The organism is Paenibacillus sp. FJAT-27812 (genome assembly GCF_001273905.1).
In the GTDB taxonomy this organism is placed as follows: Bacteria; Bacillota; Bacilli; order Paenibacillales; family Paenibacillaceae; genus Pristimantibacillus.
The window spans coordinates 4,901,324-4,926,615 of sequence record NZ_LIGH01000001.1; the positions used below are offsets into that span (position 1 = coordinate 4,901,324).

Here is a 25,292-nt window from a genome sequence, read left to right on the forward strand (position 1 = left end):
TACATAAATAACGGCTTCTCTTAGCTATGCGTTACACGTTTGCGGATAATCAAGATAAGCCAGCCAAAGCTGATCAGTCCAAAAATAGGATAAAGCGTTGATAGCAGCGGGCCAAAGCCGATTTGGCTGGCTACATAACAAATCGCGAGTATAAGCAGGACAATTAAGCTGCGTGCCCATTTCAACCGTTCATGGAGCTGGAGGGTGAGGCCGTAGATGTCAGCGATAAGCGTCGTAAAGATCTCTGCGAAAATAATAAAAACGTAAATGAACTGAACGCTTGGCCCCAGCTGCCTTGCGATCCCGCCCATTGGAATGGCAAATTGCTGAATGCCCGGCATGTGAACGGATAGGGCGATATGGCCAGCCAGCAGCATAAAGCCGATGCCGATCCCGCCAACCCATGACCCGGCAATGATTACTTTGCGATCGCGAATTTCTGCGCCAAGCGGTACGAGCACAGCCTGCGACATCGAGAGGTTAAAAGCGGTGTACAAAAACGGTGAAGCCCAAGCCGCCCAAATTGAATGGTCGCTTGAGAGCGTAATGAACTTGTCCGCACCCGGCGTTCGAAAGGTGTCGATAATAATGAGTATAGTGAACAAAAGCATCACGGGAACGACAATAGCATTAACCGTTAGGATGGCATTCATTCCTTTGCGCAGCAAAAAGTAGCAACCAGCCATCGTAATAAGCAGGCCTGATTGATAGGATATATTCCAATGCTCATAAAAAATCGTACCGGCTCCAGCGAGCATAACCGCTGTTACGCCTAGGAGCACGACGAGCATGAAATGGCTGATGAGTCGCCCGTATCTGTCGCCGAACAACGCTTTGTTCAAGTCCTCGTAAGATTTTGCTCTTATTTCGCTGGCAATGAGCATCATCTTGGTGCCCAGCCAGATGAACAGTATGGTAGTCAAAGCAATCGTGACCGTTCCCCAATAACCGAAGCGGGTAAAAAACTGCAATATTTCTTGCCCGGTGGCAAACCCAGCTCCTACAATTGTGCCCATATAGGTTGAAGCGATTTGCAGCACCTTTCCTGTACGTTTCCACATCGTCTACCGTCCTCCGTTCGATGACCCTCTATATAAGAAGGTATGTCCAATGAGGGACAGGCATGACTTTTTTCAAAATTTTAGGATAAAGAAACGCCATCATGAGGAGTTAGGACATGTCGATGCTCATTGCGATTGCTGTATTTGTTACGTCATTAGTATTAATACTGATAAAACCAAAGGGGATTAACGAGGCGTTTGTCGCTCTGGCAGGCGCGGTCTTGCTGTATGCCGCTCAGCTTATAAAGCCGGAGGATGCAGCTTACATTTGGAGCTTTGTTTGGAATGCAACATTCTCGCTTATCGGCATCATGTTATTTACGTCGCTGCTCGATCATAACGGTTTTTTTCGCTGGGCAGCGCTGCATCTCGTCCAACGCTTTCATCACCGGCAGCTTGTCCTTTTTATCGGTTTGTCGCTGCTTGCAGCCCTTATTACCGTATTCTTCAATAATGATGGGACGATCTTGATCATGGTGCCGATTGTGCTGGAAGTAACGGCGCTGCTCGGGCTTTCGCGCAGCGGGAGGCTTATTTTCCTGTTAGGGGTAGGTTTCATGGCGGATACGGCGAGTGCGCCGCTCATGATGAGCAATTTGACGAATATTTTGACAGCCGACTTCTTTCACATCTCGTTTGGAGAGTATGCATCCCGCATGCTGCTGCCCGGCTTAATCGCAATTGTTGCCACCGTAGCTGTGACGGTCGCCTTTTTTAGGCAACCGATCAAGCGAGAGGAGACGAGGGAGCTAGCGCCTGAACGGTTCCCGAAGCCTTCCTCCGCTATTACGGATAATCGATTGTTTTATTTATCATGGCTTAACATTGTCATTATGATGATTGGATATTTAGGATCGGAGAAGATTGGAATTCCGGTGGCGGCTGTAGCGCTTGGATGCGCTGCGGTGCAGTGGATCGCTTCGGCCTTAGCGGGAAAAGCACCCTTCAAGCAAACGATAGGGCGGGCGCCTTGGCTGATTATCATCTTTGCTCTGTCGATGAACTTAATCGTTTACAGCTTGCATGTGCATGGGGCGACGGCATGGTTTCCAGCCGTTCTTGAACAGATTAACGAGAAAGACGAGTGGAGCGGCATATTTGGCTCGGGCCTATTGTTTGCACTGCTTGCAGCAGCGATCAATAACTTGCCGGCGGTACTCATTTCCTCCCTTGCGATTGAACAGGTGAACGGTCCGGACTATTTGCCTTATGCTAGCTTGCTTGGAACATCCGTTGGGGCGAAGCTTACGCCAATCGGCTCGCTTGCGACATTGCTTTGGATCCAGCTTGCCCGACAGGGAGGCATCTCCATCAGCTGGCGTGAATATACCAAATACGGACTTCTTCTTACGTTACCGATCTTGCTGCTCGCCTTGCTAGGCCTATGGGTGCTTGATTGGTCTTAGACGTTAGTGAAGCGCAAGCAGCTTTATCGATACGATTTCGTTATGTACAGGGTCAAGATCAAGCTTTAGCAGCGCCCCTTTGGCCTTGTAGGTCAATAAATAGGTCGTTTGCTTATCGGGCTTTCCAAGCGAGCTAAGCGCTGTCTCAGGGTCATCTCCAATGTGAAGCCCGCCCAGGCCAGCTGAGATGCTTTTGTCGAAAACCTCGATGTATTGGACTTTCTTGTTCGTATTGATGCCAATGGCAAAGCCCTTGTATTCCAGCACTTTAATGGCTTCGGCCTCTTCTTCAAGCTGGTAGCTGTCAACGGGTTTGCCAAAAAGCTTATTGACTGCGGCATCGCTGCTGCCGATCGCTATGCCATTGAGCTTTGGTTCCTCGGCGTTCCAAGCTGCGTCCTCGCTCGCGGTTTTGACCGTTGCTTTCGTATCTTCTTTCTTGCGTACCGTTGATGTCTTAGCGCTCGTATTGCTAGTCGTATCGGCAAAGTTGGAGTGCGGCTCATCCGTTTGAAGGTCATTGTCAACCTGTTCGGAATACGTTTTCTGCGGGCTGTTTGGCTCATCGTCCTCTTCGGCTTGAATCGGTGTTGTGTTGCCCGTATAATCGGGTGGAGCTGTCACTGCACTCTGGCAGCCAGCGAGCAGAAGGACAAGCGCTGAGGTAGCCGCAAGCATCGCTGCTTTGGTCGTTTCTTTTTTCTTACGAAGCATGTTCTGCACTCCTTTCGTTATATAACAATAATCGGCAACTATATGGATAAATGTTTGAAAAAAGTCTAGTTTAACAAGCGGATAATCGCTACCAGTTTAGACGTGAAATGGTGGGAAAAGTTGCACTTTTTTACCGTAGATTAGAAATTATTCCTTAGATATACTTGGATGATAGGTTGGTTTCAAGCTAACCCCTTCAAGAGGGTTGCACTTTTTGCCTGACCTATGGTACGTTAACGAAAAGGATTTTGGTGGAGGTAATGAAAGATGGAAAGCTTAAAACAACGCATTTTAGCAGAATCGTCCGTATTGTCGAGTAACGTGCTGCGGATGGATGCTTTGATCAACCACCAGGTCGACCCTGCATTGACGATGGAAATGGGACAAGAATTCGCAAGGCGCTTCGCAGAAGAGCATATTACGAAAGTCATTACGGTCGAATCCTCAGGCATTCCCGCTGCTTATGCAACGGCGTATACGCTTGGAGTGCCGCTCGTATTCGCTCGGCGCAAGAAGACGTTGATCGCAGACCCAGACGCATATTTGGAAAGAGTACCTTCCTTTACAAAGGGAATGGTTACCGATATTATGGTGTCAAAACAGTTTCTAACCGCAGAAGACCGGGTACTGTTTATTGATGACATTATTGCAAATGGCGATGCTGCACGCGGACTCATTAAAATTATCCAGCGTTCGGGCGCAACCTTAATCGGTCTTGGCGTAGTCGTCGAGAAGTCATTCCAAGCCGGCGGGAGAACTTTAAGGGAACAAGGCATTCGAGTGGAGCCGCTCGTCCGTATTTCATCGCTAGATAACGGTGAAATTACATTTGAGTAAGATGTTCCAGTACAAATGCCCTTTTCCGAGTCGGCATTATCGCTTATAATGATACAGAAGTGATCGAGGGGAGGCACAAGTTATGGGGGAAATGTCTGCAGAGTTTATGTATGCGAAGCTTAGCGACGCGAAAGTCCACTTTGAGCGTGCACTAGATTGCAAACATACGGAATTTGATGATTTGTATCCTTATATGATTGAGCATCCGCAGTTTTTCTGGTACAAACGCTATGTGGCGTGGTCGGAGCTGCTAACGATTGTGAAGCTGTGTGACGAATTATCCATTGAATGGCGGGATCAATTCACTGACCGCCAGAGCGAATATATCGGCAAGCGTGTAATGTCTTCACGCGTGCTGGATGAGTGGTACGAAACCAATGATGCAAAAGAGCATGCAGGTTAATTGAAAGAACAGTAGATGGAGTGAATCATTTTTTTTATAAGTTGAATGGAGCCTCAATGTGATGCGCGAGCATGCATTGAGGTTTTTCAATACAGACTTGGCACCATTTTAGGATCGGGAGGGAAAAGCAGTGGTAAGCGAAGAACAATTGGACCAATTCCGCGTTAGCGGCGTGACAGTGAGAGTCGTGCGGGACGCGATGGAAGCAAATGATGTGCACGGCATTGTAGTGGCATGGGACGAGTCCTCCGTTGTGATTCGACGTCCTAGTCGCCGAGTGGTGAAGCTGAGCCGGATTTATAGCTACGCGCCGGCATCGGAGGAACGGGCAACGCCTTTTGAGGATGCTACATAAAAAGAGATTGATGTTTTGGGGCCATTCGATTTTAGGATGGTCTTTTTTTTGTTCAGCTATAATGACTATTATTTTTCTTCAACTTCCATCGTTCGACATATATAATCTAAGTATGATCCTTGTAAACGCGGATAACTAAAGGTGGAAGCAACCTATATGGTTGTGGTTATAGAAGCCAGGTATGCGGTCTACATAAGTAACGAATGAGGGGGAGCTTATTCTAATGCGATATGAAATTAAACAGAATATGATTGAACGAAATTGGGATATCGTAGCTGGCCGGAAAGAGATTTTAAAAGGAATGGCTGATCAGAAATTTGCCGAGAAGGTAGCTGAAGAATTAAATAAAGCTTACGAGCAAGGCAGTGCTGACAGAGAGAATATAGATAAGAAGATAGATGATGTGATAAAAAATATTTTTTTCTAAGCGTTGATGTATGAAGGGATGAGATGATAGGACGGGTGCGGCTAATTAAGCGGCGCCCTCAATAAAAAAGTGAATATGCAAGCAACAAAAAACACTCGCTATTATGATTTGCATATCATAATAAGGAGTAGTTTGAATTTACAATATAAAGTCAATCATTGACCATTGGATTATACATCGTCTAAAATAGTTTATAATGCTTTTTTTTAGGATGCGGTCGAGAGGACTCGAACCTCCACGGCTGTTACACCACTAGAACCTGAATCTAGCGCGTCTGCCAATTCCGCCACGACCGCATATTTTGTTTCAACAGAAAATATCGTAGCATGAATAAGGTGGAATTGTCAACAATATTTTATAAAAATGGGGGGAAATGCAGTGAAGCAATTAGAGCAAAAAATTTTGGAGGAAGGAATCGTCCTAAGCGGAAATGTACTGAAGGTGGACTCCTTTCTCAATCATCAGGTTGATCCGCAGCTTATGCTCGGCATTGGTCAAACCTTTGCTTCATTATTTGAAGCACAAGGCGTTACAAAGGTGCTCACGCTGGAATCCTCAGGCATTGCGCCGGCTGTGATGGCTGCGCTGACGATGAATGTGCCGCTGCTGTTCGCACGCAAACGCAAGTCGCTGACGCTTAAAGACGATCTTTATACCGAGAAGATATACTCATTCACGAAGCAAGAGGAGAGCGAGGTAACGGTGTCGCGCAAATTTATGGCTGCGGAGGACCGCGTGCTCATTATTGATGATTTTCTTGCTAACGGTGATGCGGCGCTTGGACTAGCACGGATCGTTGAGCAGGCAGGCGGAACGGTTGCGGGAATTGGCATCGTTATAGAGAAAGCATTCCAGCCCGGACGCGAGAAGTTGATTGAGATGGGCTATCGCGTGCATTCCTTGGCACGCGTCGCTTCCTTGGAGGACGGGAAAGTTACATTCGCTGCTGAGCCCGCTGCGCAAACCGCGTCAAAAGATTGACAATTTTAACACCGTGTAACTATAATGCTTACATGGCAACTGGCTTAAGCGGCAATTTTTGCAGGCTGCAATATTAATTATTTTTGACGGGCGGTGAGTGCGTTGACTAGCAATCGATTTGCGGTAGCGGTTCATATTTTGACGTTATTGGAGACGAACAAAGCAGCAAGGCTGACTTCGGATTATATTGCTGGCAGCGTAAATACGAACCCTGTCGTCATCCGCAGAATTATGGGATTACTAAATAAAGCTGGTCTCGTCACAACGAGCGCTGGCGTAGCCGGAGCTGTTCTGAATAGAGCGGCGGCCGAAATAACGCTCCTCGACATATACAATGCCGTCCATAACAATGGGCAGGATGAATTGTTTGCTATCCACGAGAAGCCGAATCCGGCATGCTCGGTTGGCCGCAATATCCAGTCATCGCTGGAGATTGCATTTAACGAGGCGCAGAAAGCGATGGAGGATAAGCTGGCAGACATTACGCTTGCTGCCATTACGGAAGATGTCGCAAGCAAAATATAATTTTGCAAGAGAGGCCTGATTTGGGCCTCTTTTTTTTGCCTCTCGACATCTTTCATTCGATGATATTGTCCTGATGGACGATTGTTTCCTAATAAGTTTCTTGTTTTTCGTATATTTTCCAGTCCCTTCACAAACAATGATAATAAAAGAGTGAAGGGTGTGCAGCAATGGGCAGACAGCAAGAGTGGGCTAACGGCCGCAACGAGAAAAATGGATTTGGAAAGAAGGAACGCTTCCTCATTAAGACAGCTGTTGCTGCTATATGTATAAGCAGCTTAACCCTAGCAGGAAGCGCTGCCGGGTATGAACGAATATTCGACCAGCCTTCACCTGGGAGCATAGCTGCTGCTGCCGAGAAGCAAGAGCCTCGGACCGTTGCCATCGTGATCGACGACTTCGGCAATGGGATGAACGGAACGGCGGAAATGATGAAGCTTCCGGTTAAAATTACCGCCGCTATTATGCCCTTCATGCCGACGACAAAGCAGGATGCAGAGGAAGCGCATAGGCTCGGGCATGATGTGATCGTTCATATGCCGATGGAACCGAATAAAGGGCTCAAAAAATGGCTGGGTCCCGGCGCATTGACGACGGATTTGAGCGATGCGGAGGTTCGCAAGCGCGTAGAAGAAGCCATTGACAATGTGCCGCATGCGATCGGGATGAATAATCATATGGGCTCGAAGGTGACGGCAGACGAGAGAATGATGCGAATCGTGCTTGGCGTATGCAAGGAACGGGGCTTGTTTTTTCTAGACAGCCGGACAACCTTTAAGACGGTCGTGCCAAAAATTGCGGCAGAGCTTGGCGTACCGCTCGTTTCCAATGATGTGTTTCTTGATGATGTCTATACGGTCCAGCATATTTCAAAGCAAATTGGCGTGCTTCGCAAACATTTGGAACTGCATGCCAGCTGCATCACGATCGGACATGTTGGACCTGCGGGCCTGAAGACGGCAGCCGTCCTTCAGCAGTCCATTCCTGCGATGCAGCAAAGCGTACAATTTGTGAAGCTGACTAAGCTCATTCCGGGAGATTCAATGAACGATCCACTTATACTGCCTAATCCCTGAAGCGATGGCGGACGCAACCTCCTGCTGACGCTTCGGATCGGTCAGCATCGTGCGATCTCTTTCGCTGCTAATAAATCCCATTTCTACGATAACGGCTGGCTGTTGAACGCGTTTAAGCAAATAAAACGGCTTTCCTTCCCTTGGAAGGAAGGCTGTATTTTGCTGTCTGTTGAGCGCATCCTGAATGCAAAACGCGAGTAAAGAGCTTTCTCCGCTGCTCTGATGCAGAACAAGCGGCCCTTGCGTGGAGCTTTTTTTCGACCAATTGACATGCAGGCTTACGAGAAGCTCGCTTTCAATTTCCTGGGTAAGCTGCTCGCGCTGCGATAAGTCCCTGCGATGTCTGGAGCGTGTAATATGCCAGCGGTTATCGTCACTTAATGCGTAGTCGCCGGTACGATTAAGCACTGCAGGAATGTTTTGGTTGCGTAAAATAAAATATAGCTTGCGCGCGATTGCTAAATTAATATCCTTCTCCAAAATATCGGCAGATGAAGCCCCGCCGTCAATGCCGCCATGACCAACGTCAATAATCACGACCGTAGACGGCAAGGCCCAATCCTGATCGGTTCCTACTGGCAGCAGGGGCCAAGCTTGAGCGCTGGATGAGCTGTTAAGAGCTGCAAGCCATAGCACGATTAAGCCGAGGGCTATTTTACGAAGCATAATAAGGTTTCCTCCACATCACTTTGACTTAGTGTTAGCGTGGCTGTTTGAAGGAAAACTCATGCATGTTTACATTCGAAACCTGCAGGGCAAACTTATAACATCTTCTTATACGGACTTGGAGAGGGGAGCGGGACATATGGCAAAAGGCGATGAGTACGTGAAATTCGTTACGGAGCGGTTCGTAAACTATATGGAGACGCCGAGGGAGGAACGTAAGCAAATAAGAACGTCAGCCAAAGCGAGAAGAGAGCCTTGGCTGACGAGATGGTTTGGTTATGGTCCAATGAGTATTATGCTTTGGTGGCGCGGCAGGGCTGAACGTCATCGGTAAAAATGACCAAGCTCGATTAGCAAGGTTAATGGGATATAACGGCGGTCTGAGCCGTTCTCGTCCGCCTCGAGCGCAACGTATATAGGTCCGGTGCTCCATTTGTTATATCCGACAACCGACCACACATACAGCATTTGACCATCGAACAGCTCAGCGGTGTAGCGGAGTTGTTCTTTGTTGTTCAGATGGGCAAATAAATCGGAATAAGAGCTCGAACTTAAGGGCATGGGCTGCTTGGTCAACCATGGCAGCTTAGCAAATGCATTAAATGATGGTAATGTTACCTGTTTCAAAATCGTCGCTTTATCTGCTGCCAGCATCTGTCCCGTATTTTTAAGTTTCATTGCCGAAGCGGCAGCCCAGTCACTTGACTGAACGGGCAGCACCTCGCCGCTTGCTGCATCCGTATAATACGTATCCTTATCCGCGGTTACCTTCCAAGCTGCCAGCAGCGGGTGCACATATAGCGCTTCGGTTTTGGAGGCAGGCTTAATCAGCTCCAACTGCTTCATGGATCTAGAGAGTATTTGCTCATCAAATAACGGGTGCGTGCTTGTCCCATATTCGCCTAGTTGATATCCGCCTTTCTCAAGAGCATTCACGACGAGGTATCCTACTGTATCCTGATTTTGCTTCACAAGGACAAGCCAGCTATGAGTACCCGGGCCAATTGGCGATACGACAAGGGATGACTTCTTCCAAGCTGCAAAAGAGGGCGAAGCGGCAAGCTCGTCCACCCAGCGCTGCGCTTGCTGCTGAACAGGCTCGTAAGCCGTCGCGCGGTTTGCAATGGCTGCCGCAGATTGCGGCTGTAAGCCTCCGGCATATAGAACAATAGCGGTTAACACGCAAGCCGCTGTAAGCTTAATAAATTTTCTCCGCATCATTAATCACCTCTATGCTATTGTAAGGGACATGCTTTAAGAAGGCTGTTGCAACCTGTCGCGATAAGGCGGACCTGCGACCGCCTTTTTTTGACGTATCAATGGGGAAATCGTCTAATTACCGTTAATCGATGCCTTCGAGATGAAAGATGCCGCAGTTAATGGCGGACGCAGTCACACGAGGCTCGTATTGCCACCGGATTTCGGCTTGCCGCTGCTCGAATTGCTCCTTGATAGCCGGCTTGTTTTCTTCAAGCCCGTTCTTAATAAGCGGCTCGTAGTATCCGCTTATCCGCTCAAGCTCCTCCTCCAGCCTCGCAGTAGCGCTTTCCGCCCAGCTATAATCATAGCTGCGAAGCTTACGCTCCAGTGCTTGCTCGACGATGCCAAGTGCCTTGTTAAAGGAGATGCCATTTTTCGTAATATGAATATTGGCTGGCAGGCGCGGCGTAAGCTTGTGGGTGAGCAAGCGATCATAAAAAAGCTCCACGCAATGGCCTGTCGCAAGCGAAACGCCATAGCAATGAATTTCCTCGCGCTTGCGGTCGCAAGCGAATTCGACCCGCATATTGACGCCTAGCCATGCAGTATATGGCGTCGAGGAAAAGGGATTGCTGCTGCGCTTCTCCGGCTCTTGGAACAAATAAACAAAGCTGCCCTTCGCTTTGGCTGCGTCAAACAGCATGTCCAGCTTGCGCGCGCCAAAATACAAATCCTCGCGCGGTACGCGGGCAGGCGCGGCTAGGCTGCCGTGCACGAAGCCGAGCGAGCGGCCGAGTGCGGCGTTTGCCGCTGCATCCTGGGCCGTTTCGCCTGCATCTTGCTGAACGGAAGCGGCATCGATCTTCTTCAGCTCTTCAGCGGCGTCATATTTGTTCTTATCCGTTACAAATAGGAAAGTCATCGTCTCCGGCTCGGCGCCGACCCGGTCGACGAAGCTCCAATAATAGGGGCGATTCGTAAGCTCGCGATCAGCGTGAGGAGAGAGCTTAACCGTAAAATGATTGGGCGACTTCTCGAGTATCGAGCACTCCGTTGCTTCTAAATAACGATTGACGAATTTGTGTACCTGCTTCTCGTTCATGGCTGAACCTCCACCGTTTGTCCAAGCGTATCCAAATTGACGAGCAGATCGGGACTAGCCGGCAGCGGATTTTCACCTGTGATGACCTCATCGCGAATTCGGCTAAGCGAGGAGCCCAAATGATTGATCTTCTGCTTTAAATCCGTTTCATTGCCGGCTTCCAGAAGCATGCGCGCAAGGCGCTGCTCAAGGGAGCCGTCGCCCTTCTCGAAGCGCTCCAATATGTGATCCAGCTCCCCGATCACAAGCTCGAACAGATTGATTTTTTCGTGCAAAAGATTGACGATATGCTCTTCGATTGTGCCGATCGTGCAAAGATTGTAAATTTTGACGTCTTCCTTCTGCCCAAGACGATGTACGCGGCCTATCCGCTGTTCCACCCGCATCGGGTTCCAAGGCAGGTCAAAGTTGATCATATGGTGGCAAAATTGCAGATTTATGCCTTCGCCGCCAGCTTCCGTAGCGATCAGAATTTGGGCGCGTCCGCGGAATAAATCCATCATCCAATCCTTTTTGCCGCGGTTCATGCCGCCTCGATAAGGGACGGCGACCATGTTTTGCGCACGGAAAAATTGCAGCAAATATTCCTGGGTTGCCCGGTACTCGGTGAAAATGATGACCTTGTCATTCATTTCTTTGACGAGCTCCATCGCTTTTTCCGCTTTCGTATTCGCTTTGATATTGCGTATTTTTTCAACAAGCTCCCAAATTTTCGGACGCATCGGAGAGTCCTCCGACGTTTTCTTGAAGAGGTTGACCAGCGTCAAAAATACGGCATCGCGGCTGCTGCACACTTCACGCTGAAGCGTAACGAGGGAGAGCATGCTCGATAAGTCGCCGCCGCTTTCCTCATAGCGCTCCTTAACAAATCCGGTAACCGCATCGTAGAGCGCCTTCTCTTCCTCCGACAAGGTAAGCGGTATATTTTTGACAAAACGTTTCGTGAAATGGATGCCGCCGTCTCCGCGCCGATTGCGAATCATGACGCCGGACAATGCTTCCTGCAGCTGGTCTTCATTTTTAGGAAGCCGCTTGTCGACAACAAAGTTTGCGGCAAAATCGCTTTGCCCGCCGAGCTGGCCAGGCTTAAGCAGCGTAATGAGATTAAACAGCTCGTCCATATCGTTTTGGATCGGAGTAGCCGTTAGCAGCAAGCAGTATTTTTTGCGCAGAAGATTGGCGAACTGGTAGTTTGTCGTTTTCTTGTTCTTGAGCTTATGCGCCTCGTCGATAATGATTAAATCGTAGTCGGTGCCAAGGACAAGCTCGCGATGAGGATCGCGCTTAGCAGTGTCGATAGAGGCGACTACAACATCGTAACCCCATGTATGCGCCTTCTTCTGGGCAACGGCCGATATGCCGAACTTCTGATTCAGCTCACGCACCCATTGAAGCACAAGAGAGGCAGGAACGAGTATTAACACACGTTTCGCAAGTCCTCGCACAATATATTCTTTGAGAACGAGCCCGGCTTCTATCGTTTTGCCCAGACCGACCTCGTCGGCAAGTATGGCGCGGCCGCCCATTTCATGCACAACCTTGCGCGCCGTGCTGATTTGATGCGGCATCGGCTCAAAGGAGGGCAGTGATCTTAAACATAGCAATTGCTCGAAGCTCTCGATCCGCTTCGCTTGTTCAGCCTCAATTGCGAGCTGGTATAACGTCCAATCATCCCACGGCCCGTTTTTTGTAAGACGATTTTGCAGCTCCTCAAACCATGTGCGGTCACACTGCAGATCGACTAAAGGATGAAGCTTGCGCGTTACGATTGCTGTGCCGGCTTCGGCTGAGGCAGCCTGCGGCGTTGTTTGGAATGTCATCTTGAGCAGCTCCTTCCGCAGTAAAAGGGATAAGTTGTAATCAGTATTGCCTTTTCATCCAATAATAATAAGAAGGCGATTAAAAAAGAGAATGGACAAGCAAAAGAGTGAGAGAGGCCATGAAAGCGGCGAAGGCTGCTATATTTCGCCAAAAATCAGTCTGAAAATCAATATGTAGTATTGTATAATGATTAAATGACACAATATATTGTGCTATTCGCATATAATTACGTACATATGCCTACAGCGCGGGAATCCGAAGGAGGAAGCGGCAGTGATGGAGACGTCTAACGGGAATCGGCTTGAGGGACTAAGCGAAAAAATATTTTTGGATCGGTACGCCTGGAAAAATGCAGATACGAGCAAAACGTTAGTCGGCGATATCGTACTCGTTCTGACGAAGGACGATCCGAAATTTCCGGCGAAGGAAGTGGGGGAAGTAGTCGCGCGTGAAGGAAATAACGTTACGGTTAAGCTTAGAAACGGGGAGGTTGTCGAGTCCAGCGTAGAGAAGCTGACGCTTACGATTGAGAAGACGCCAGCGGAGATGTGGGATCGCCTCGCGGGTGCGATGGCTTCCGTCGAGACTAGCAATGAGAAACAGAAGGAATGGTATCAGAAATTCAAATATATTTTAGATGATTGGAAGCTAGTGCCCGGTGGGAGAATCGCGGCGGGAGCAGGCGCAAGCGAAGAGTTGACGTTGTTTAATTGCTACGTTATTCCTTCGCCTAAGGATAGTCGGGGCGGCATTATGAAGACGCTCAGCGATATGACGGAGATTATGGCGCGCGGCGGCGGCGTGGGGATGAATCTGTCTTCGCTGCGGCCTCGCCGGGCTATCGTCGCTGGGGTAAATGGATCGTCGAGCGGCGCCGTATCATGGGGAGGGCTGTTCAGCTACACGACGGGGTTAATCGAGCAGGGCGGCAGCCGCCGCGGCGCTTTAATGCTTATGTTAAATGATTGGCATCCAGACGTGCTGGAGTTCATCACCGTCAAGCAAACGATGGGTCAGGTGACAAATGCGAATTTATCCGTTTGCGTAAGCAATAAGTTCATGAAGGCTGTAAAGGAAGATTTGGAGTGGGAGCTTGTGTTCCCGGATACGAAGGAATCGGATTACAATGAGCTGTGGACGGGGGATCTAGAAGAGTGGCGGCGGCTTGGCAAACGGATCATCCCGTACAAGACTGTACGCGCTCGGGAGATTTGGCATGCCATCATCGAATCGGCGTGGAAATCGGCAGAGCCTGGCGTCGTCTTTATGGAGTATTACAATCAAATGTCTAATAGCTGGTATTTTAATCCTATTATTAGTACAAATCCTTGCGGTGAACAAGGCTTGCCAGGCTGGGGCGTTTGCAATTTATCTGCGGTGAATCTATCGAAGTTCTATGATGAGAAGGCGAATGACGTCGATTGGGAAGAGCTGGCGCGAGTGACGCGATGGTCGGTACGGTTTCTCGATAATGTAATCGACAAGACGCCGTATCATTTTGAAGAAAACGAGCGGAATCAGAAGCTTGAGCGCCGAATTGGGCTCGGAACGATGGGGCTGGCGGAGCTTATGATTAAGCTGGGCGTCCGATATGGCAGTAAGGAATCGTTGGCATTTTTAGATAAGCTGTATGGTTTTATGGCTCGCGAAGCTTACTTGGCGTCGACTGAAATTGCAGAGGAGAAGGGCTCATTCGAAGCCTTTGATGCTGACAAATATGTGCAGAGCGGGTTTATGAAGCATATGATTGGCGCTTTTCCGGAGATTGGGGAAGCTGTTGCCGATAAAGGCATGCGTAATGTTACCGTCATCACCCAGGCGCCTACAGGAAGCACGGGAACGATGGTCGGGACCTCTACGGGGATCGAGCCTTATTTTGCATTCGAATACTTCCGCCAGAGCCGGCTTGGGTTTGATCAACAAGACGTGCCCATTGCTGCGGACTGGAAGGCTAAGCATCCGGGCGAGGAGCTTCCCGATTATTTTGTAACGTCGATGAGCTTGTCGGCGGAGGATCACATTCGCGTTCAGGCTGCGATCCAGCGATGGGTTGACAGCTCGATCTCGAAAACGGCCAACTGTCCGGCGGATTTTACGGTAGAGGAGACCGGCAAGCTTTATGAGCTTGCATTCGAGCTTGGCTGCAAGGGCGTAACGATTTACCGGGATGGCAGCCGCGATGTACAAGTGCTCTCAACGAAGAAGGAAGATTTTATAGAAGCTAAGGCAGCTGAAGCGCTGCCTGATACTGCTGCTTCGCCGGAAGCGGGCAGTGACGAATATTTTGATGCGGATTTAGTCGAGGCTGTTGTTCCCGCAGTTCCAACGGAGCTGGTGGTCGATAAGCAATACAAACGGAGGCCGCAGGTGCTGCGAGGTGCGACCTACAAGGTGAATACGCCATTTGGCATGGCTTATATTACGATTAATGACTTGAACGGCACGCCAGCCGAAATCTTTTTGAATGTTGGCAAAGCAGGCTCGGATGTTTTTGCAATGGCTGAGGCTTTGGGCCGCGTCTGCTCGCTGTTTCTGCGCTATGGCGACCATGGGAACAAGGTGAAGCTGCTTATCAAACACTTAAAAGGGATCGGCGGATCAGGAGCGATTGGTTTTGGCGTCAACCGGGTGGAGTCCATTGCCGATGCGGTAGCCAAATCGCTGGAGCTGCATCAAGCAAGCGGCGAGGAACAGGCAGTGACGGTTGAAGGAGCAGCGGGTTCAAACAATCTTGCTTTTGAAGAGACTGCCAAAGGCAGATTGCCTGAGACGCATCCGCCTATGGATATGACTTCGCTGGACCTTTGCCCTTCCTGCGGCTCTGCTTCATTAATTAATATCGAGGGTTGTAAGCAGTGCAGCAATTGCGGGTATAGCAAATGTAATTGATGGTGAATTAAAGTTTCCGCTTAAAAACAAATGTTGATGGGGAACACGAAGAAAAAGTTTCTTAATAGCTGCATGCTGCTGGACAAAAGCCCGACCTCTCATGAGGTCGGGCTTTATTGGTTAATTAGTCACGCTTGGGACACTAATTTGATTAAACTAATTGTATGACCAAAGTATATATATGGTCACCGGTGCACCCATGGTAAAATAATGGTCACAGTAGTCCCTAACCCTAATTCTGACTCGATCTGAATCCGTCCGCCATACATTTCGATCAGTTGTTTGCAAATCGACAATCCTATGCCTGTCCCTCTTTCCTTTGTTGTAAAGAAAGGGTCAAATATACGGTTTGAAATGTCCTTCGGGATTCCCTCGCCATTGTCTTTAAACGTTAGCATTATTTCATTTTTCTGAGTGACGGTGGTGGCTATTACATCTATGCTGCCTCTAACTGTGGTGAATGAATCAATGCTATTTTTTAAAATGTTGAGGAACACTTGTTCAAGTTGAGAAGCGTTTCCAAACGTGTGCAATTCTTCTTTGGAATAATCAACGGAGAGAACGATATCATCGCTAAGTATGAGTTGATTCACAATGTTATTAACTCTATGTAAAACCTCTTTCACATCAAAAATATTGCCGTCATTTTTTGAGCTATCGCCTCTTCGGGCCAGAACAAGAAAGTCCGTTACAAGTCCGTTTAAGGAGTCAATTTCTTTAATGGTTATGTCTAAGTATTCTTTTAATTCATCAACCTTGATTTCAGGCTCACGAAGTCTATGACTCACAAGCTGAGCAAATCCTTTGATCGATGCAAGTGGATTGCGTATTTCATGTGCCATACCTGCTGCCATTTGTCCCATGACTGCTATTTTTTGTTCATGCAAATGGTCAATCTGTTTATTTTTATTTGACAAATAACCGCGAGCAAACCCTGTAAAACGGGTCCAGTTGCATTCCATTAATCGATTATACAAAAACAATAGATGAATGGAATCATCCACGATCCCTTTAATAATTTTGAACATAATATTCTGAGCCGTTAAGTTTATGTCCTTGCTCATTTCCAGGATGATATCAACATGATCACCGAATATTTCTGCAGTAAAAACCCCTTGCTCAAAACCTTCTTGTTCTAATGTATTCAGATATAAGATGTAATCCGAAGAACTCCAGAACAATGCTTCTATCATCTGCATCAATGTCGTCCTAAATACTGAATCTAACAATTCCTTATGAGTCTCTATGAACCAGGCGGACTCTGAATTTTTTAAAGTTACGGAATGAAAATGCGTTTCTAGAATCAATGGAATAGATGGGATTAATAATGAACGCAATCTATTTTCGCTATACGCCATTGTCGTCCTCCCTCTTTGTTAATGGTCTATATTTCTATAAAGAAATGTAATTTCCTGCTATATAAACGGGTTGTTTTTAGGATATGGAGACTTCTGGGTAGCGTTGGCCATACTTTAAGAGGTGTTAAATGAGAAGTTGCGGAAAAAGTTGAACTCTGACTGAGGCTACACTAATTGCTTATGGGGAGTTACCGTCGGGATAGTCCGAATGAAGTCTGCGGAATAGCGGACTTTTTTAATTATCAAAATAAGTTAACCAACGGGCAATTAAAATGTAATCAAGATTGATTGCGGAGTATCATCTGATTCAGCTCGAGCAGTGACCATAACTTATCAGCAATCTCCTCTACAGAACAAGGCATTGCATGGGTAAACCACCATTCAATCACTCCGACAATCGCAGAACTCAAAAATTGCGCGAAAATATCTTTACTCAGCGCGAGATTCCGATAAAGCCTTTATTAGAAAATGCGTTTCAACAGGTTAAGTATAAATTAGTATATCATGATGATATGGATGCTTGGCTCAAAAGTCATATCGTCCCTATAGTCGCTTTGAGCTCTGTTAGTTTTCTTTTCGACGGCGATTTGAAAAAAGCATCTAAGGACAAGGCGCTCTTAAAGCAAGCTATATCCGTAATGGATGAGGGGTTTCATATATTAGAAAAGCTAGGTTATACGATCACACCAGCGAATCAAGCTAGCTTCATTCGATAATACAGACAGGGTTCATATTATGCTCTGAAAATAATTCATCATTTACCGTTTATGAAGTGGATTGATGGATCTTTTGGAGAAGTTGCAGCAATGTTTGATTCGTTCGATAAGTTGAAACAACGAGTAAACATTGCGGCACCCAATTGGGACGAACTGGAAAAAAAGCTAGTTACATATCCACGAGTGGGTAGAAAACCACGCAGCGTGGTTCTTATTTTATTGATGAATGTATGCCATTATATTTCTAGGGGTGATTGGATGTTTACTGAGTTCAATTTGACGGATGACCGCCCAGCTCATATCCAGGTAAAGGAATACATGAAACGTTTAATGACAATAGGTGTATTGCAAGCGAATCAGAAACTTCCGTCCACGCGTGAACTCAGTTTATTGTTGAACGTCAGTAGAAATACGGTAGTTAGCGCTTACGCTGATCTGCAAGACGAAGGGCTCGTGTATGTAGAAAAAGGAAAAGGGAGCTATGTTGCTCAAATGTTGGGCGAGGCCGTAACTGCACCATCATGGCAGTTTAATTGGAAGCAAAACATTAGTGACCAAGCAAAGATTGCTGAAGAACTGGATCTTATCAAGCATGGAATACGCTCGAACAAAGGGGAAATCAACTTTACCAGTATCGCACCGGATGAAAAACTGTTTGATCTGGGCAATGTCAAACGAGCTTTTTTGGATCGGATGTCCATTGAGGGTGAAATCATCTTAAACTACGGATATGCGCAGGGCTACAAACCGTTAATGGATTATTTGCTTCGATACATGGAGAATAAAGGGGTTAATCTGGAGGGTAAGGCAATCCTGATTACGAACGGTTTTACAGAAGGGTTAGACATCATTTTGTCGGCTTTAATCCAAAAAAATGGGCGTGTCATTTGCGAGAATCCTACTCATCATGCAGCCATTAAAATGTTCAAGATGCATGGATTGGAGATTACGGGAGTCGAGATGGAGCAAGACGGGATCAATCTTATGGAGCTGGAGAGAGAATTGTCAGAACGACCGTATGATTTAGCTTACCTTGTGCCTTCTTATCATAATCCAACTGGCATTGTGATGTCTCCCCATAAACGAACGGAAGTTATCAAGCTGCTGCATAAATACCAAGTCCCGCTCATCGAAGACGGTTTCAATGAGGAACTGAGGTATTCAGGATCCCACGTTGCCCCTTTAGTTGCTTGCAATGGTATTGGAAACAGCGTCATCTATATAGGCAGTTTTTCGAAAATCCTTTTCCCTGGCCTCCGGGTTGGATGGGTCTTGGCCGACGAGGAATTAATTGATTATCTGGAAAGCGTAAAGAGAGCGCGAAGCATTCACACTTCTACGCTAGATCAATCTTTGCTCTATCAATATCTTCATAATGGCAACTTCGAGAAATATTTAAAAAAAGCCAAATCTGAATACAAGCGAAAGTGTGAATTAGTCATTCGGTGCTGCAAAGCGTTTATTCCGTTAAAGCGTCTTTCAGGCGACGGTGGACTTCACGTGTTTATAGAATTCGATCATAACTTTGATACCAATGACCTGTTAGAACGCTGTCGTCATAAAGGGGTCATATTCACACCGGGAACCATTTTTTTTACGGACAACGAGGGCCATCATACTATGCGCCTTGGATTCTCACGAGTTGCAGACGAGGATATTGTAAAAGGGCTTCAAATCATAGGCGATACAGCTAAACAAATGATGAGGGAGGCACGGCAATGAGAGTTGGTGTGATTATGGGGGGTATTTCATCGGAAAGAGAGGTATCCCTTATGACTGGTCGAGAAATGATTGCTAATTTGGATAGAGATAAATATGAGTTGTATCCGATTGAAATCAATAGTAAAGATGAGCTCGTAGAAAAAGTGAAAAACATGGATGTGGCGTTGCTTGCGCTTCATGGAAAGTATGGTGAAGACGGTACGATTCAAGGAGCGCTTGAAACGCTGAGCGTTCCTTATACCGGGTGCGGCGTTTTATCGAGCAGTCTTTGCATGGATAAAAACATGTCCAAAAAACTATTTCGCAACGAAGGCATCCATACCCCTGATTGGATCCATTTGGGCAGTGCAGATGAATTATCCATTGAAGACGTCGAACGACTGGGATATCCGGTTATTGTGAAGCCCAATTCAGGCGGTTCGAGCATAGGAATTAAAGTGATAAAAAACAGAGAATCGTTAATAGCCGAGGTGCATGAAGCCTTTCGATGGGATGATGAAGTGTTGATTGAGCAATATATTAGAGGCGAAGAGATAACCTGCTCCATTTTAAATGGAAAACTTCTTCCCATCGTCGCTATTCGGTCTCAATCTGAATTTTTTGATTACTCTTCCAAGTATGATGACGGCGGGGCCGATGAACAAGTGATCCAATTGCCTCCCGATACTTTCGAGCGAGTCCGTGCTTCTGCGCTAGGCTGCTATCAAACATTGAAATGCAGTGTTTACGCCAGAATCGACATGATGATTAAAGATGGAATTCCTTATGTAATGGAAGTGAACACATTGCCTGGCTTGACGAAAAATAGCCTCTTGCCCAAAAGTGCCAAAGCTGCGGGTATTTCATTCAGCCAACTGTTGGATTTGATCATTAAATACTCACTTAAGGAAAGAAATAAATCAAAGAATAGTGCCATATAACGATAGTTAAATATTATAGCGGCAGCATACCTGGACCGGGACGGCAAAGAGCATGCCTGCTTTATTTTTCTGAAATGCGAACCTAAGCACAAAGCAAGCACTGCCGGGAGACGAAAGCGTCGTAAAGATAAAAAGAGCAAGCGCTGCGACAGCGTTTGCTCTTTTTTATTGAAATAACGGGAAGAAAGCATAACAGATCCCGATATTCAATTAAAGGATTTCATCAATAGACCGTTTTTTTACGATATCCATCAGAAAAACGCCTAAATCATCATAACTCATTGCATCTAACTTCGCTTTAACAGCTTCCGGAATAGTCTCTATTTCACAAATTCCTTTGATAATATCCATTACCAATTCAACTCTAACTTGATTCCGGTCCTTCGTGTCCATGCTCATTCATTTGTTCTCCTGTTCTAGATAAATGTCCTTCTCTCTTGGCATACCTATAGCGTAAAAAGATGATTGCCGATTTTTTTGGTGGCTGTACGCGAATTGAACCAAGTCGATTTGGAGATAACCGGATTGAAGTAGAACAACGCATTGCCGGTCGGGTCCATTCCTTTCACAGCAGCTTTAGCCGCCTTGAAAGCCGTTTGATTCGGAATAAGCCAGTACTGTCCGTCTTTTACGGCTGAGAAAGCATTTGGCTCCATAATGACTTCTTTTACTGTATTCGGAAACTTGGAAGACCGGAGGCGATTCATTACGACCGCACCGACCGCCACTTGACCTTTATATTCTTCCCCTCTGGCTTCGGCATAGATGACTCGCGCTAGCATGGAAAGCTCTTTTTTGTTGACCGACAATTTTTTGAGCTTCGCCCAAGTTTTCGGACCTACAACGCCATCACTCTGGATCCCGTTATTTTTTTGAAACCGTTGGACGGCGCTGAAGGTGGCCTTGCCAAAATTTTTATCGATGGGCAAGTTGTAATATCCGACCGACTGAAGTCGGAACTGCAGCTCCGGAATATCCTCTCCCTCGCTGCCGAGTTTCAACACAGGTGAAGCATCTGCTTTGTGATTTGTTGCGGTGGCGGTAACTAGTACTAGTAGAGCGAATAGAGTCAGAAGTCTGTACATGATGAATAAATCCCTCCGTGTGCGAATAATAGGAAAATTATTGAATGGCTTAGAGCGTTTATTCTAGCACAGCATGAATAGGATAATCTTGTTAAGATTTTCTCATATACATCGCCCCCTGAAAGAAGGGAAATGCATCGAATTATTATTATATTTACGATGATGGACTACTAATTTTTGGCCTAATCCATTGTTAGGGCCGTTTCATCAACGGTGAGACAGTCCCTTTTTTGTTACAGCAGGTTATATGCAAGGGATTAAAAAAATCTACTTTCGGTAGAGGATATTATGGCGTTTGCGGAGAATATTTTTACTACGATTCAAATTAATGTAATTTATGAGGTCGAGAGAGCCATATATTTGTAAGCAGCAGCTTGTAAGTCTACATGCACGAACAAAATATATCATTGCTGCAGCCCTAAAGTTAAAGCGCTTAAATTATTTAAAAATAGAGAAAAATGATACGTTATCTAACTTTAGATGCCTTTATAACAAATCAAGTAATACGTATAGTTGAAATAGGAATTGATAAGAAAATGAAAATATGTAAATAAAAACAAATTAAAAGAGAGGAGAAAAGCTTTAGTGAAGATTCAGAAGAAGAAATGCGGGCATGTCAAACGTGCATCGCTTTTCTTCGATCTTTCTTATTAATTCTGATTTATTTAAAAACGATTTCAATCAACAATAAGTGAAAAAAACTGGAAAAGAGGTGTTTAGATGATTCATCGTAAAAGATGGTTAGCGCTAGCCGTGAGCATTTGTTTAACCATCACTATGTTGCCATCGTTTGGATTAGCAGCTCCCGGACCTGTGCCAAGTCCTTGGAAAGCTCAAAATATTGGGTCACCTGCAATTCCGGGAAATGCTACGTTTGATCCTGCCAATGGCAAGTTTTCAGTAAGCGGCGCCGGAACGGATATTTGGGGAACCAGCGATCAATTTAATTACGTTTATCAGCCTTGGACGGGCGATGGAGCCATTATAGCGCTTGTATCTTCACAAACGAATACGAACGAATATGCCAAAGCCGGCATATCGATCAGGGAGTCATTAAATGCAAATTCCAAGCATGTGGATTTGCTGCTTACCCCTAAAAACGGTTTGGCGTTTCAATACAGATCGGCCACAGGAGGCACTACGAAAGACGTTAAAGCAGCCTCTACCAGCCCTTATTGGATTAAGCTGGAGCGCACCGGCAATCTCATCAAAGGTTATGTATCCAATAATGGTCTTAACTGGGGTGACTTAGGAAGCGCAACGGTTGCGATGAGTAATTCCTTGTTCGTTGGTTTGGCGGTTTCAAGCCATAACGTCAATGCTTTAAGCACGGCTACCTTTGAAAATGTAAAGGTCAATAACAGCGGGGATGTATATCCACCCACCGCTCCGACGGATTTGAAGGTAGGAAACATAACGAACGCAAGCGTGGGCATTTCATGGACAGCATCGATCGACGATGTAGGAGTGACAGGGTATGACGTCTTTAAAGACGGTGTATTAACACAAGCTAATGTGCCTGGAACAGCTTATACTTTCACTGGGTTAAAAGCGGATACGAGCTATAGCTTTACCGTCAAAGGAAAAGACGCAGCGGGGCAAGTTTCCGCAGCGAGCAGCCCGCTTGTAGTGAAAACCTCGTCTTCGAATGACACGCAAAGCCCAACTGTTCCAACGGGTTTGAAGAGCACGAGCAAAACGTCTTCAAGCGTTAGTCTTGCATGGACGGCAGCTACGGATAATGTTGGCGTATATCAATATGACGTGTTCAACAACGGGGTAATTGCAGCGATTGCTTCAAGCACTTCCGTAGTTATCAATGGATTGAATGCGAACACGACGTACAGCTTTACAGTGAAAGCAAGAGATATAGCAGGCAACATCTCGGCAGCCAGCAGTGCGCTGTCCGTGAAAACCAATGCAGCTTCAACGGAGCCTTACTCAGTGCAAGTCGTAGGCAACAACCTAGAGGTTCCATGGGCGCTTGACTTTGCGCCGGACGGGCGAATCTTCTTTACAGAGCGCAACAGCGGAAGAATTCGCGTCATTGTTGACGGTCAAGTCAAATCCACACCGGTCATCACACTTGGCGCACCATTCTACTATATGCCTAGAAGTGAAGGCGGATTGCTTGGCATAGCCGTCGATCCGGATTTTAATAAAAATCATTATCTCTATGTATACCACACGTATAGAACGAGCAATAACCAAGTTAAAAACCGCGTCGTTCGACTGGTTGAAAAAGATAATAAGGCAACGGTGGATAAAGTGCTGATCAGCGACCTTCCTGGCGCAGTTTATCACAACGGCGGCCGCATCAAAGTCGGACCGGACAAAAAGCTGTATTTTGGCAATGGTAACTATGGTCATTCAGAAGAAACGCTTAACTATCTTGGAGGAAAGATTTTCCGCCTGAATCTAGACGGTTCGATTCCAAGCGATAACCCGTTTGGACCAAACTCGCCGATTTTCAGTCGTGGACACCGCAATCCGCAAGGAATTGCTTTCCAGCCTGGAACGAACCGCCTCTTTGAGTCAGAGCATGGCGAATCGTCGCATGATGAAATCAACTATGTCGTGCCAGGCGGCAATTACGGTTGGCCGAAGTTTGAAGGACCAAACCATAATGGCACGGGAATTACGGCGCCGCTCATTTACGCGCAAGGCACAACGTGGGCGCCATCGGGCATTACGTTCGTAACGAAAGGCCCGTGGAAAGGCGATCTTCTTGTAGCCAATTTGAAGGGCAAACAAATCATTCGGATGGGTATCGTCGAGAAAAACGGCAAGCCAACGATCAGCAGCAGCAATTTGAGCTATTTGTACAAAAACCAATATGGACGCATCCGCGATGTCGTGGAAGCGCCAGATGGCTCCATCTACTTTGTTACCAGCAACAACGGCGATAAAAACGGAGACGGATCACCGGACAAAATCGTTCGTTTGGTGCCTAACTTTTAATTGGATCGCGGAGGGAGGTGAAGTTATGTGGGTTAAGCCAAGCTATAAGGTGATTGATGTTTGTGCTGAAGTGACTTCTTACGCTTCTCAAAAGTAGCAGCTGCGTGCCGGAGAAATCCGGCACTATTCTTTATTGGAGGTCATGAAGATGCTTGTGAAAGTGTTGGGATCGGCGGCTGGGGGAGGATTTCCACAATGGAATTGCGCTTGTCGCTACTGTAGCCGTGCTAGGGAAAGAGACTCAAACGTGAAAGCGAGAATGCATAATGCGCTGGCGCTTAGCCTGGATGGGCAGTCGTGGTATTTATTGAACGCGACGCCGGATATTCGGGAGCAGATCGAGGCACATTGCACCTTATGGCCAGGCCCAGGCCTGCGGGATACACCCCTATTGGGCGTTCTGCTAACCGATGCGGAGCTAGATCATACTCTTGGACTTTTAAGCTTAAGGGAAGGCGCGGAGCTGGAGATTTATGCGTCAGCCCCAGTTTTGCATGCGCTTTCGTATGCGTTTCCAGTCCGCAAGGTGCTAGAGCCATATGCAAAGCTGCGCTGGCAAGAGGTGAAAATGGGCGAGCCTCTATTCCTATTCGAAGGAAATGTGGTCATTCGTCCTTTCTATTTAGGCTGCAAGTCGCCCCGTTACGTGGCCGCTTGCGGCAGTATGGAGAATGACTGGATGAATCGCGAATGGGTAATTGGCTATCGCATCGAAGATCTATTATCCGGCGGCGTTGCGGTCTATGCACCGGGCATAGAGTCTTGGACCACTGAGTTAGAGCAGAATTTGGCGGGCGCACATACTATTTTTATAGACGGAACCTTCTGGCAGGGAGATGAGCTTCGAAATCTGGGCATCTCTGAACTAGGAGCCGCTGATATGGGGCACATCCCTATCACGGGTTCTGATGGAAGTTTGCAAAAGCTTATTTCAATGCCCGCTTCCCGTAAAATCTATATCCATATCAACAATACTAACCCGGTCCTCGACCAAGCTTCCATCGCATATCGCAGACTTCAAGAGCAAGGCATAGAAGTAGGTTACGATGGCATGGAAATGGAGGTTTAAG

General features: G+C 46.8%; 26 protein-coding genes and 1 tRNA gene. 16 read left to right on the forward strand and 11 right to left on the reverse strand.

Annotation, left to right across the window (positions count from 1 at the left end; translation table 11 throughout):
• Window positions 1-20: 20 nt before the first annotated feature.
• The gene (locus ADU23_RS20340; protein ID WP_053375407.1) at window positions 21-1,061 is read right to left on the reverse strand and encodes a YkvI family membrane protein; all 1,041 of its coding nucleotides are present in this window, start codon (window positions 1,059-1,061) and stop codon (window positions 21-23) included.
• A 116-nt stretch (window positions 1,062-1,177) separates the two neighbouring features.
• Between ADU23_RS20340 and ADU23_RS20345 the strand changes: the two genes are divergently transcribed.
• Complete coding sequence (locus ADU23_RS20345; RefSeq protein WP_053375408.1) at window positions 1,178-2,467, forward strand: ArsB/NhaD family transporter; 1,290 nt, start codon at window positions 1,178-1,180, stop codon at window positions 2,465-2,467.
• 3 nt (window positions 2,468-2,470) lie between these two features.
• Here ADU23_RS20345 and ADU23_RS20350 read toward each other — a convergent pair whose 3' ends face one another.
• Window positions 2,471-3,181, reverse strand: coding sequence for a hypothetical protein (locus ADU23_RS20350; protein ID WP_053375409.1), 711 nt, complete (start codon window positions 3,179-3,181; stop codon window positions 2,471-2,473).
• 267 nt (window positions 3,182-3,448) lie between these two features.
• On the opposite strand from ADU23_RS20350, the gene ADU23_RS20355 reads away from it, so the two are divergent.
• The 4 genes from ADU23_RS20355 to ADU23_RS20370 all read left to right on the forward strand — a co-directional run bounded on the left by ADU23_RS20355 (window position 3,449) and on the right by ADU23_RS20370 (window position 5,203).
• Window positions 3,449-4,018 (forward strand): xanthine phosphoribosyltransferase, encoded by a 570-nt coding sequence (locus ADU23_RS20355; protein ID WP_053375410.1) that lies wholly within the window; start codon window positions 3,449-3,451, stop codon window positions 4,016-4,018.
• An 82-nt stretch (window positions 4,019-4,100) separates the two neighbouring features.
• Complete coding sequence (locus ADU23_RS20360; RefSeq protein ID WP_053375411.1) at window positions 4,101-4,421, forward strand: hypothetical protein; 321 nt, start codon at window positions 4,101-4,103, stop codon at window positions 4,419-4,421.
• Between the two features lie 130 nt (window positions 4,422-4,551).
• The gene (locus ADU23_RS20365; RefSeq protein ID WP_053375412.1) at window positions 4,552-4,776 is read left to right on the forward strand and encodes a hypothetical protein; all 225 of its coding nucleotides are present in this window, start codon (window positions 4,552-4,554) and stop codon (window positions 4,774-4,776) included.
• A gap of 223 nt (window positions 4,777-4,999) precedes the next feature.
• Window positions 5,000-5,203, forward strand: coding sequence for a hypothetical protein (locus ADU23_RS20370; protein WP_053375413.1), 204 nt, complete (start codon window positions 5,000-5,002; stop codon window positions 5,201-5,203).
• A 212-nt stretch (window positions 5,204-5,415) separates the two neighbouring features.
• Here the strand turns inward: ADU23_RS20370 and ADU23_RS20375 are convergent.
• Window positions 5,416-5,499 (reverse strand) — tRNA-Leu (locus tag ADU23_RS20375).
• An 82-nt stretch (window positions 5,500-5,581) separates the two neighbouring features.
• Here ADU23_RS20375 and ADU23_RS20380 point away from each other — a divergent pair.
• From ADU23_RS20380 to ADU23_RS20390, 3 genes are all read left to right on the forward strand, one after another.
• Complete coding sequence (locus tag ADU23_RS20380; protein WP_053375414.1) at window positions 5,582-6,184, forward strand: xanthine phosphoribosyltransferase; 603 nt, start codon at window positions 5,582-5,584, stop codon at window positions 6,182-6,184.
• A gap of 102 nt (window positions 6,185-6,286) precedes the next feature.
• Entirely contained in the window at window positions 6,287-6,709 is a 423-nt protein-coding gene (locus tag ADU23_RS20385) for an Rrf2 family transcriptional regulator (RefSeq protein WP_053375415.1), read from the forward strand.
• A 167-nt stretch (window positions 6,710-6,876) separates the two neighbouring features.
• Entirely contained in the window at window positions 6,877-7,782 is a 906-nt protein-coding gene (locus ADU23_RS20390; protein ID WP_082311157.1) for a divergent polysaccharide deacetylase family protein, read from the forward strand.
• Here the strand turns inward: ADU23_RS20390 and ADU23_RS20395 are convergent.
• Window positions 7,747-8,448: an N-acetylmuramoyl-L-alanine amidase family protein gene (locus ADU23_RS20395; RefSeq protein ID WP_053375416.1), complete on the reverse strand. Its 702-nt coding sequence runs from the start codon at window positions 8,446-8,448 to the stop codon at window positions 7,747-7,749. The two genes, ADU23_RS20390 and ADU23_RS20395, sit on opposite strands and share 36 nt — an antisense overlap.
• 139 nt (window positions 8,449-8,587) lie before the next feature.
• Between ADU23_RS20395 and ADU23_RS20400 the strand changes: the two genes are divergently transcribed.
• Entirely contained in the window at window positions 8,588-8,782 is a 195-nt protein-coding gene (locus ADU23_RS20400; protein WP_053377744.1) for a YqzE family protein, read from the forward strand.
• Here the strand turns inward: ADU23_RS20400 and ADU23_RS20405 are convergent.
• The 3 genes from ADU23_RS20405 to ADU23_RS20415 form a co-directional block, all read right to left on the reverse strand.
• Window positions 8,773-9,669: a hypothetical protein gene (locus ADU23_RS20405; protein ID WP_053375417.1), complete on the reverse strand. Its 897-nt coding sequence runs from the start codon at window positions 9,667-9,669 to the stop codon at window positions 8,773-8,775. The two genes, ADU23_RS20400 and ADU23_RS20405, sit on opposite strands and share 10 nt — an antisense overlap.
• Before the next feature lie 121 nt (window positions 9,670-9,790).
• Window positions 9,791-10,750, reverse strand: coding sequence for a YqhG family protein (locus tag ADU23_RS20410; RefSeq protein ID WP_053375418.1), 960 nt, complete (start codon window positions 10,748-10,750; stop codon window positions 9,791-9,793).
• On the reverse strand, window positions 10,747-12,570 hold the full coding sequence (locus ADU23_RS20415) for a DEAD/DEAH box helicase (RefSeq protein ID WP_053375419.1): 1,824 nt from the start codon (window positions 12,568-12,570) through the stop codon (window positions 10,747-10,749). The genes ADU23_RS20410 and ADU23_RS20415 overlap by 4 nt, the downstream gene beginning before the upstream one ends.
• Window positions 12,571-12,847: 277 nt before the next feature.
• Between ADU23_RS20415 and ADU23_RS20420 the strand changes: the two genes are divergently transcribed.
• A complete protein-coding gene (locus ADU23_RS20420; RefSeq protein ID WP_053375420.1) occupies window positions 12,848-15,460 on the forward strand; it encodes an adenosylcobalamin-dependent ribonucleoside-diphosphate reductase in 2,613 nt (870 codons plus the stop codon).
• 185 nt (window positions 15,461-15,645) lie between these two features.
• On the opposite strand, the gene ADU23_RS20425 is transcribed toward ADU23_RS20420, so the two are convergent.
• Together ADU23_RS20425 and ADU23_RS34300 are read right to left on the reverse strand one after the other, a co-directional pair.
• A complete protein-coding gene (locus ADU23_RS20425; protein WP_053375421.1) occupies window positions 15,646-16,818 on the reverse strand; it encodes a two-component system sensor histidine kinase NtrB in 1,173 nt (390 codons plus the stop codon).
• Window positions 16,819-17,096: 278 nt separating this feature from the next.
• Complete coding sequence (locus ADU23_RS34300) at window positions 17,097-17,207, reverse strand: hypothetical protein (RefSeq protein ID WP_442950616.1); 111 nt, start codon at window positions 17,205-17,207, stop codon at window positions 17,097-17,099.
• Between ADU23_RS34300 and ADU23_RS20430 the strand changes: the two genes are divergently transcribed.
• The 3 genes from ADU23_RS20430 (at window position 17,184) to ADU23_RS20440 (ending at window position 20,176) form a co-directional block, all read left to right on the forward strand.
• Window positions 17,184-17,534 (forward strand): hypothetical protein, encoded by a 351-nt coding sequence (locus ADU23_RS20430; RefSeq protein ID WP_053375422.1) that lies wholly within the window; start codon window positions 17,184-17,186, stop codon window positions 17,532-17,534. The two genes, ADU23_RS34300 and ADU23_RS20430, sit on opposite strands and share 24 nt — an antisense overlap.
• A 258-nt stretch (window positions 17,535-17,792) precedes the next feature.
• Window positions 17,793-19,256 carry a MocR-like pyridoxine biosynthesis transcription factor PdxR gene (gene pdxR / locus ADU23_RS20435; protein ID WP_053377745.1) on the forward strand — a complete coding sequence of 488 codons (1,464 nt, stop codon included), beginning with the start codon at window positions 17,793-17,795 and terminating at the stop codon, window positions 19,254-19,256.
• Window positions 19,253-20,176, forward strand: coding sequence for a D-alanine--D-alanine ligase (locus ADU23_RS20440; protein ID WP_053375423.1), 924 nt, complete (start codon window positions 19,253-19,255; stop codon window positions 20,174-20,176). Before pdxR ends, ADU23_RS20440 begins: the two co-directional genes overlap by 4 nt.
• 210 nt (window positions 20,177-20,386) lie before the next feature.
• On the opposite strand, the gene ADU23_RS20445 is transcribed toward ADU23_RS20440, so the two are convergent.
• Both ADU23_RS20445 and ADU23_RS20450 read right to left on the reverse strand, forming a co-directional pair.
• Window positions 20,387-20,575 (reverse strand): hypothetical protein, encoded by a 189-nt coding sequence (locus tag ADU23_RS20445; RefSeq protein ID WP_053375424.1) that lies wholly within the window; start codon window positions 20,573-20,575, stop codon window positions 20,387-20,389.
• Window positions 20,576-20,622: 47 nt separating this feature from the next.
• The gene (locus ADU23_RS20450) at window positions 20,623-21,261 is read right to left on the reverse strand and encodes a cell wall hydrolase (RefSeq protein WP_053375425.1); all 639 of its coding nucleotides are present in this window, start codon (window positions 21,259-21,261) and stop codon (window positions 20,623-20,625) included.
• 720 nt (window positions 21,262-21,981) lie between these two features.
• On the opposite strand from ADU23_RS20450, the gene ADU23_RS20455 reads away from it, so the two are divergent.
• Genes ADU23_RS20455 through pqqB form a run of 3 tightly spaced genes read left to right on the forward strand, consistent with a single transcriptional unit; the run spans window position 21,982 to window position 25,291 of the window.
• Complete coding sequence (locus tag ADU23_RS20455; RefSeq protein WP_053375426.1) at window positions 21,982-24,222, forward strand: PQQ-dependent sugar dehydrogenase; 2,241 nt, start codon at window positions 21,982-21,984, stop codon at window positions 24,220-24,222.
• A 25-nt stretch (window positions 24,223-24,247) separates the two neighbouring features.
• Window positions 24,248-24,319 (forward strand): pyrroloquinoline quinone precursor peptide PqqA, encoded by a 72-nt coding sequence (gene pqqA / locus ADU23_RS34305; RefSeq protein WP_369688908.1) that lies wholly within the window; start codon window positions 24,248-24,250, stop codon window positions 24,317-24,319.
• A gap of 51 nt (window positions 24,320-24,370) precedes the next feature.
• Window positions 24,371-25,291, forward strand: coding sequence for a pyrroloquinoline quinone biosynthesis protein PqqB (pqqB, locus tag ADU23_RS20460; RefSeq protein WP_063846064.1), 921 nt, complete (start codon window positions 24,371-24,373; stop codon window positions 25,289-25,291).
• Window position 25,292: the final 1 nt, after the last annotated feature.

Coding starts and splice junctions, on each gene's coding strand:
- ADU23_RS20340 (WP_053375407.1), bottom strand. CDS start 1,061: ATGTGGAAACGTACAGGAAAGGTGCTGCAAATCGCTTCAACCTATATG.
- ADU23_RS20345 (WP_053375408.1), top strand. CDS start 1,178: ATGTCGATGCTCATTGCGATTGCTGTATTTGTTACGTCATTAGTATTA.
- ADU23_RS20350 (WP_053375409.1), bottom strand. CDS start 3,181: ATGCTTCGTAAGAAAAAAGAAACGACCAAAGCAGCGATGCTTGCGGCT.
- ADU23_RS20355 (WP_053375410.1), top strand. CDS start 3,449: ATGGAAAGCTTAAAACAACGCATTTTAGCAGAATCGTCCGTATTGTCG.
- ADU23_RS20360 (WP_053375411.1), top strand. CDS start 4,101: ATGGGGGAAATGTCTGCAGAGTTTATGTATGCGAAGCTTAGCGACGCG.
- ADU23_RS20370 (WP_053375413.1), top strand. CDS start 5,000: ATGCGATATGAAATTAAACAGAATATGATTGAACGAAATTGGGATATC.
- ADU23_RS20390 (WP_082311157.1), top strand. CDS start 6,877: ATGGGCAGACAGCAAGAGTGGGCTAACGGCCGCAACGAGAAAAATGGA.
- ADU23_RS20395 (WP_053375416.1), bottom strand. CDS start 8,448: ATGCTTCGTAAAATAGCCCTCGGCTTAATCGTGCTATGGCTTGCAGCT.
- ADU23_RS20400 (WP_053377744.1), top strand. CDS start 8,588: ATGGCAAAAGGCGATGAGTACGTGAAATTCGTTACGGAGCGGTTCGTA.
- ADU23_RS20405 (WP_053375417.1), bottom strand. CDS start 9,669: ATGATGCGGAGAAAATTTATTAAGCTTACAGCGGCTTGCGTGTTAACC.
- ADU23_RS20410 (WP_053375418.1), bottom strand. CDS start 10,750: ATGAACGAGAAGCAGGTACACAAATTCGTCAATCGTTATTTAGAAGCA.
- ADU23_RS20415 (WP_053375419.1), bottom strand. CDS start 12,570: ATGACATTCCAAACAACGCCGCAGGCTGCCTCAGCCGAAGCCGGCACA.
- ADU23_RS20420 (WP_053375420.1), top strand. CDS start 12,848: ATGGAGACGTCTAACGGGAATCGGCTTGAGGGACTAAGCGAAAAAATA.
- ADU23_RS20425 (WP_053375421.1), bottom strand. CDS start 16,818: ATGGCGTATAGCGAAAATAGATTGCGTTCATTATTAATCCCATCTATT.
- ADU23_RS20430 (WP_053375422.1), top strand. CDS start 17,184: ATGGGTAAACCACCATTCAATCACTCCGACAATCGCAGAACTCAAAAA.
- pdxR (WP_053377745.1), top strand. CDS start 17,793: ATGTTTACTGAGTTCAATTTGACGGATGACCGCCCAGCTCATATCCAG.
- ADU23_RS20440 (WP_053375423.1), top strand. CDS start 19,253: ATGAGAGTTGGTGTGATTATGGGGGGTATTTCATCGGAAAGAGAGGTA.
- ADU23_RS20445 (WP_053375424.1), bottom strand. CDS start 20,575: ATGAGCATGGACACGAAGGACCGGAATCAAGTTAGAGTTGAATTGGTA.
- ADU23_RS20450 (WP_053375425.1), bottom strand. CDS start 21,261: ATGTACAGACTTCTGACTCTATTCGCTCTACTAGTACTAGTTACCGCC.
- ADU23_RS20455 (WP_053375426.1), top strand. CDS start 21,982: ATGATTCATCGTAAAAGATGGTTAGCGCTAGCCGTGAGCATTTGTTTA.
- pqqB (WP_063846064.1), top strand. CDS start 24,371: ATGCTTGTGAAAGTGTTGGGATCGGCGGCTGGGGGAGGATTTCCACAA.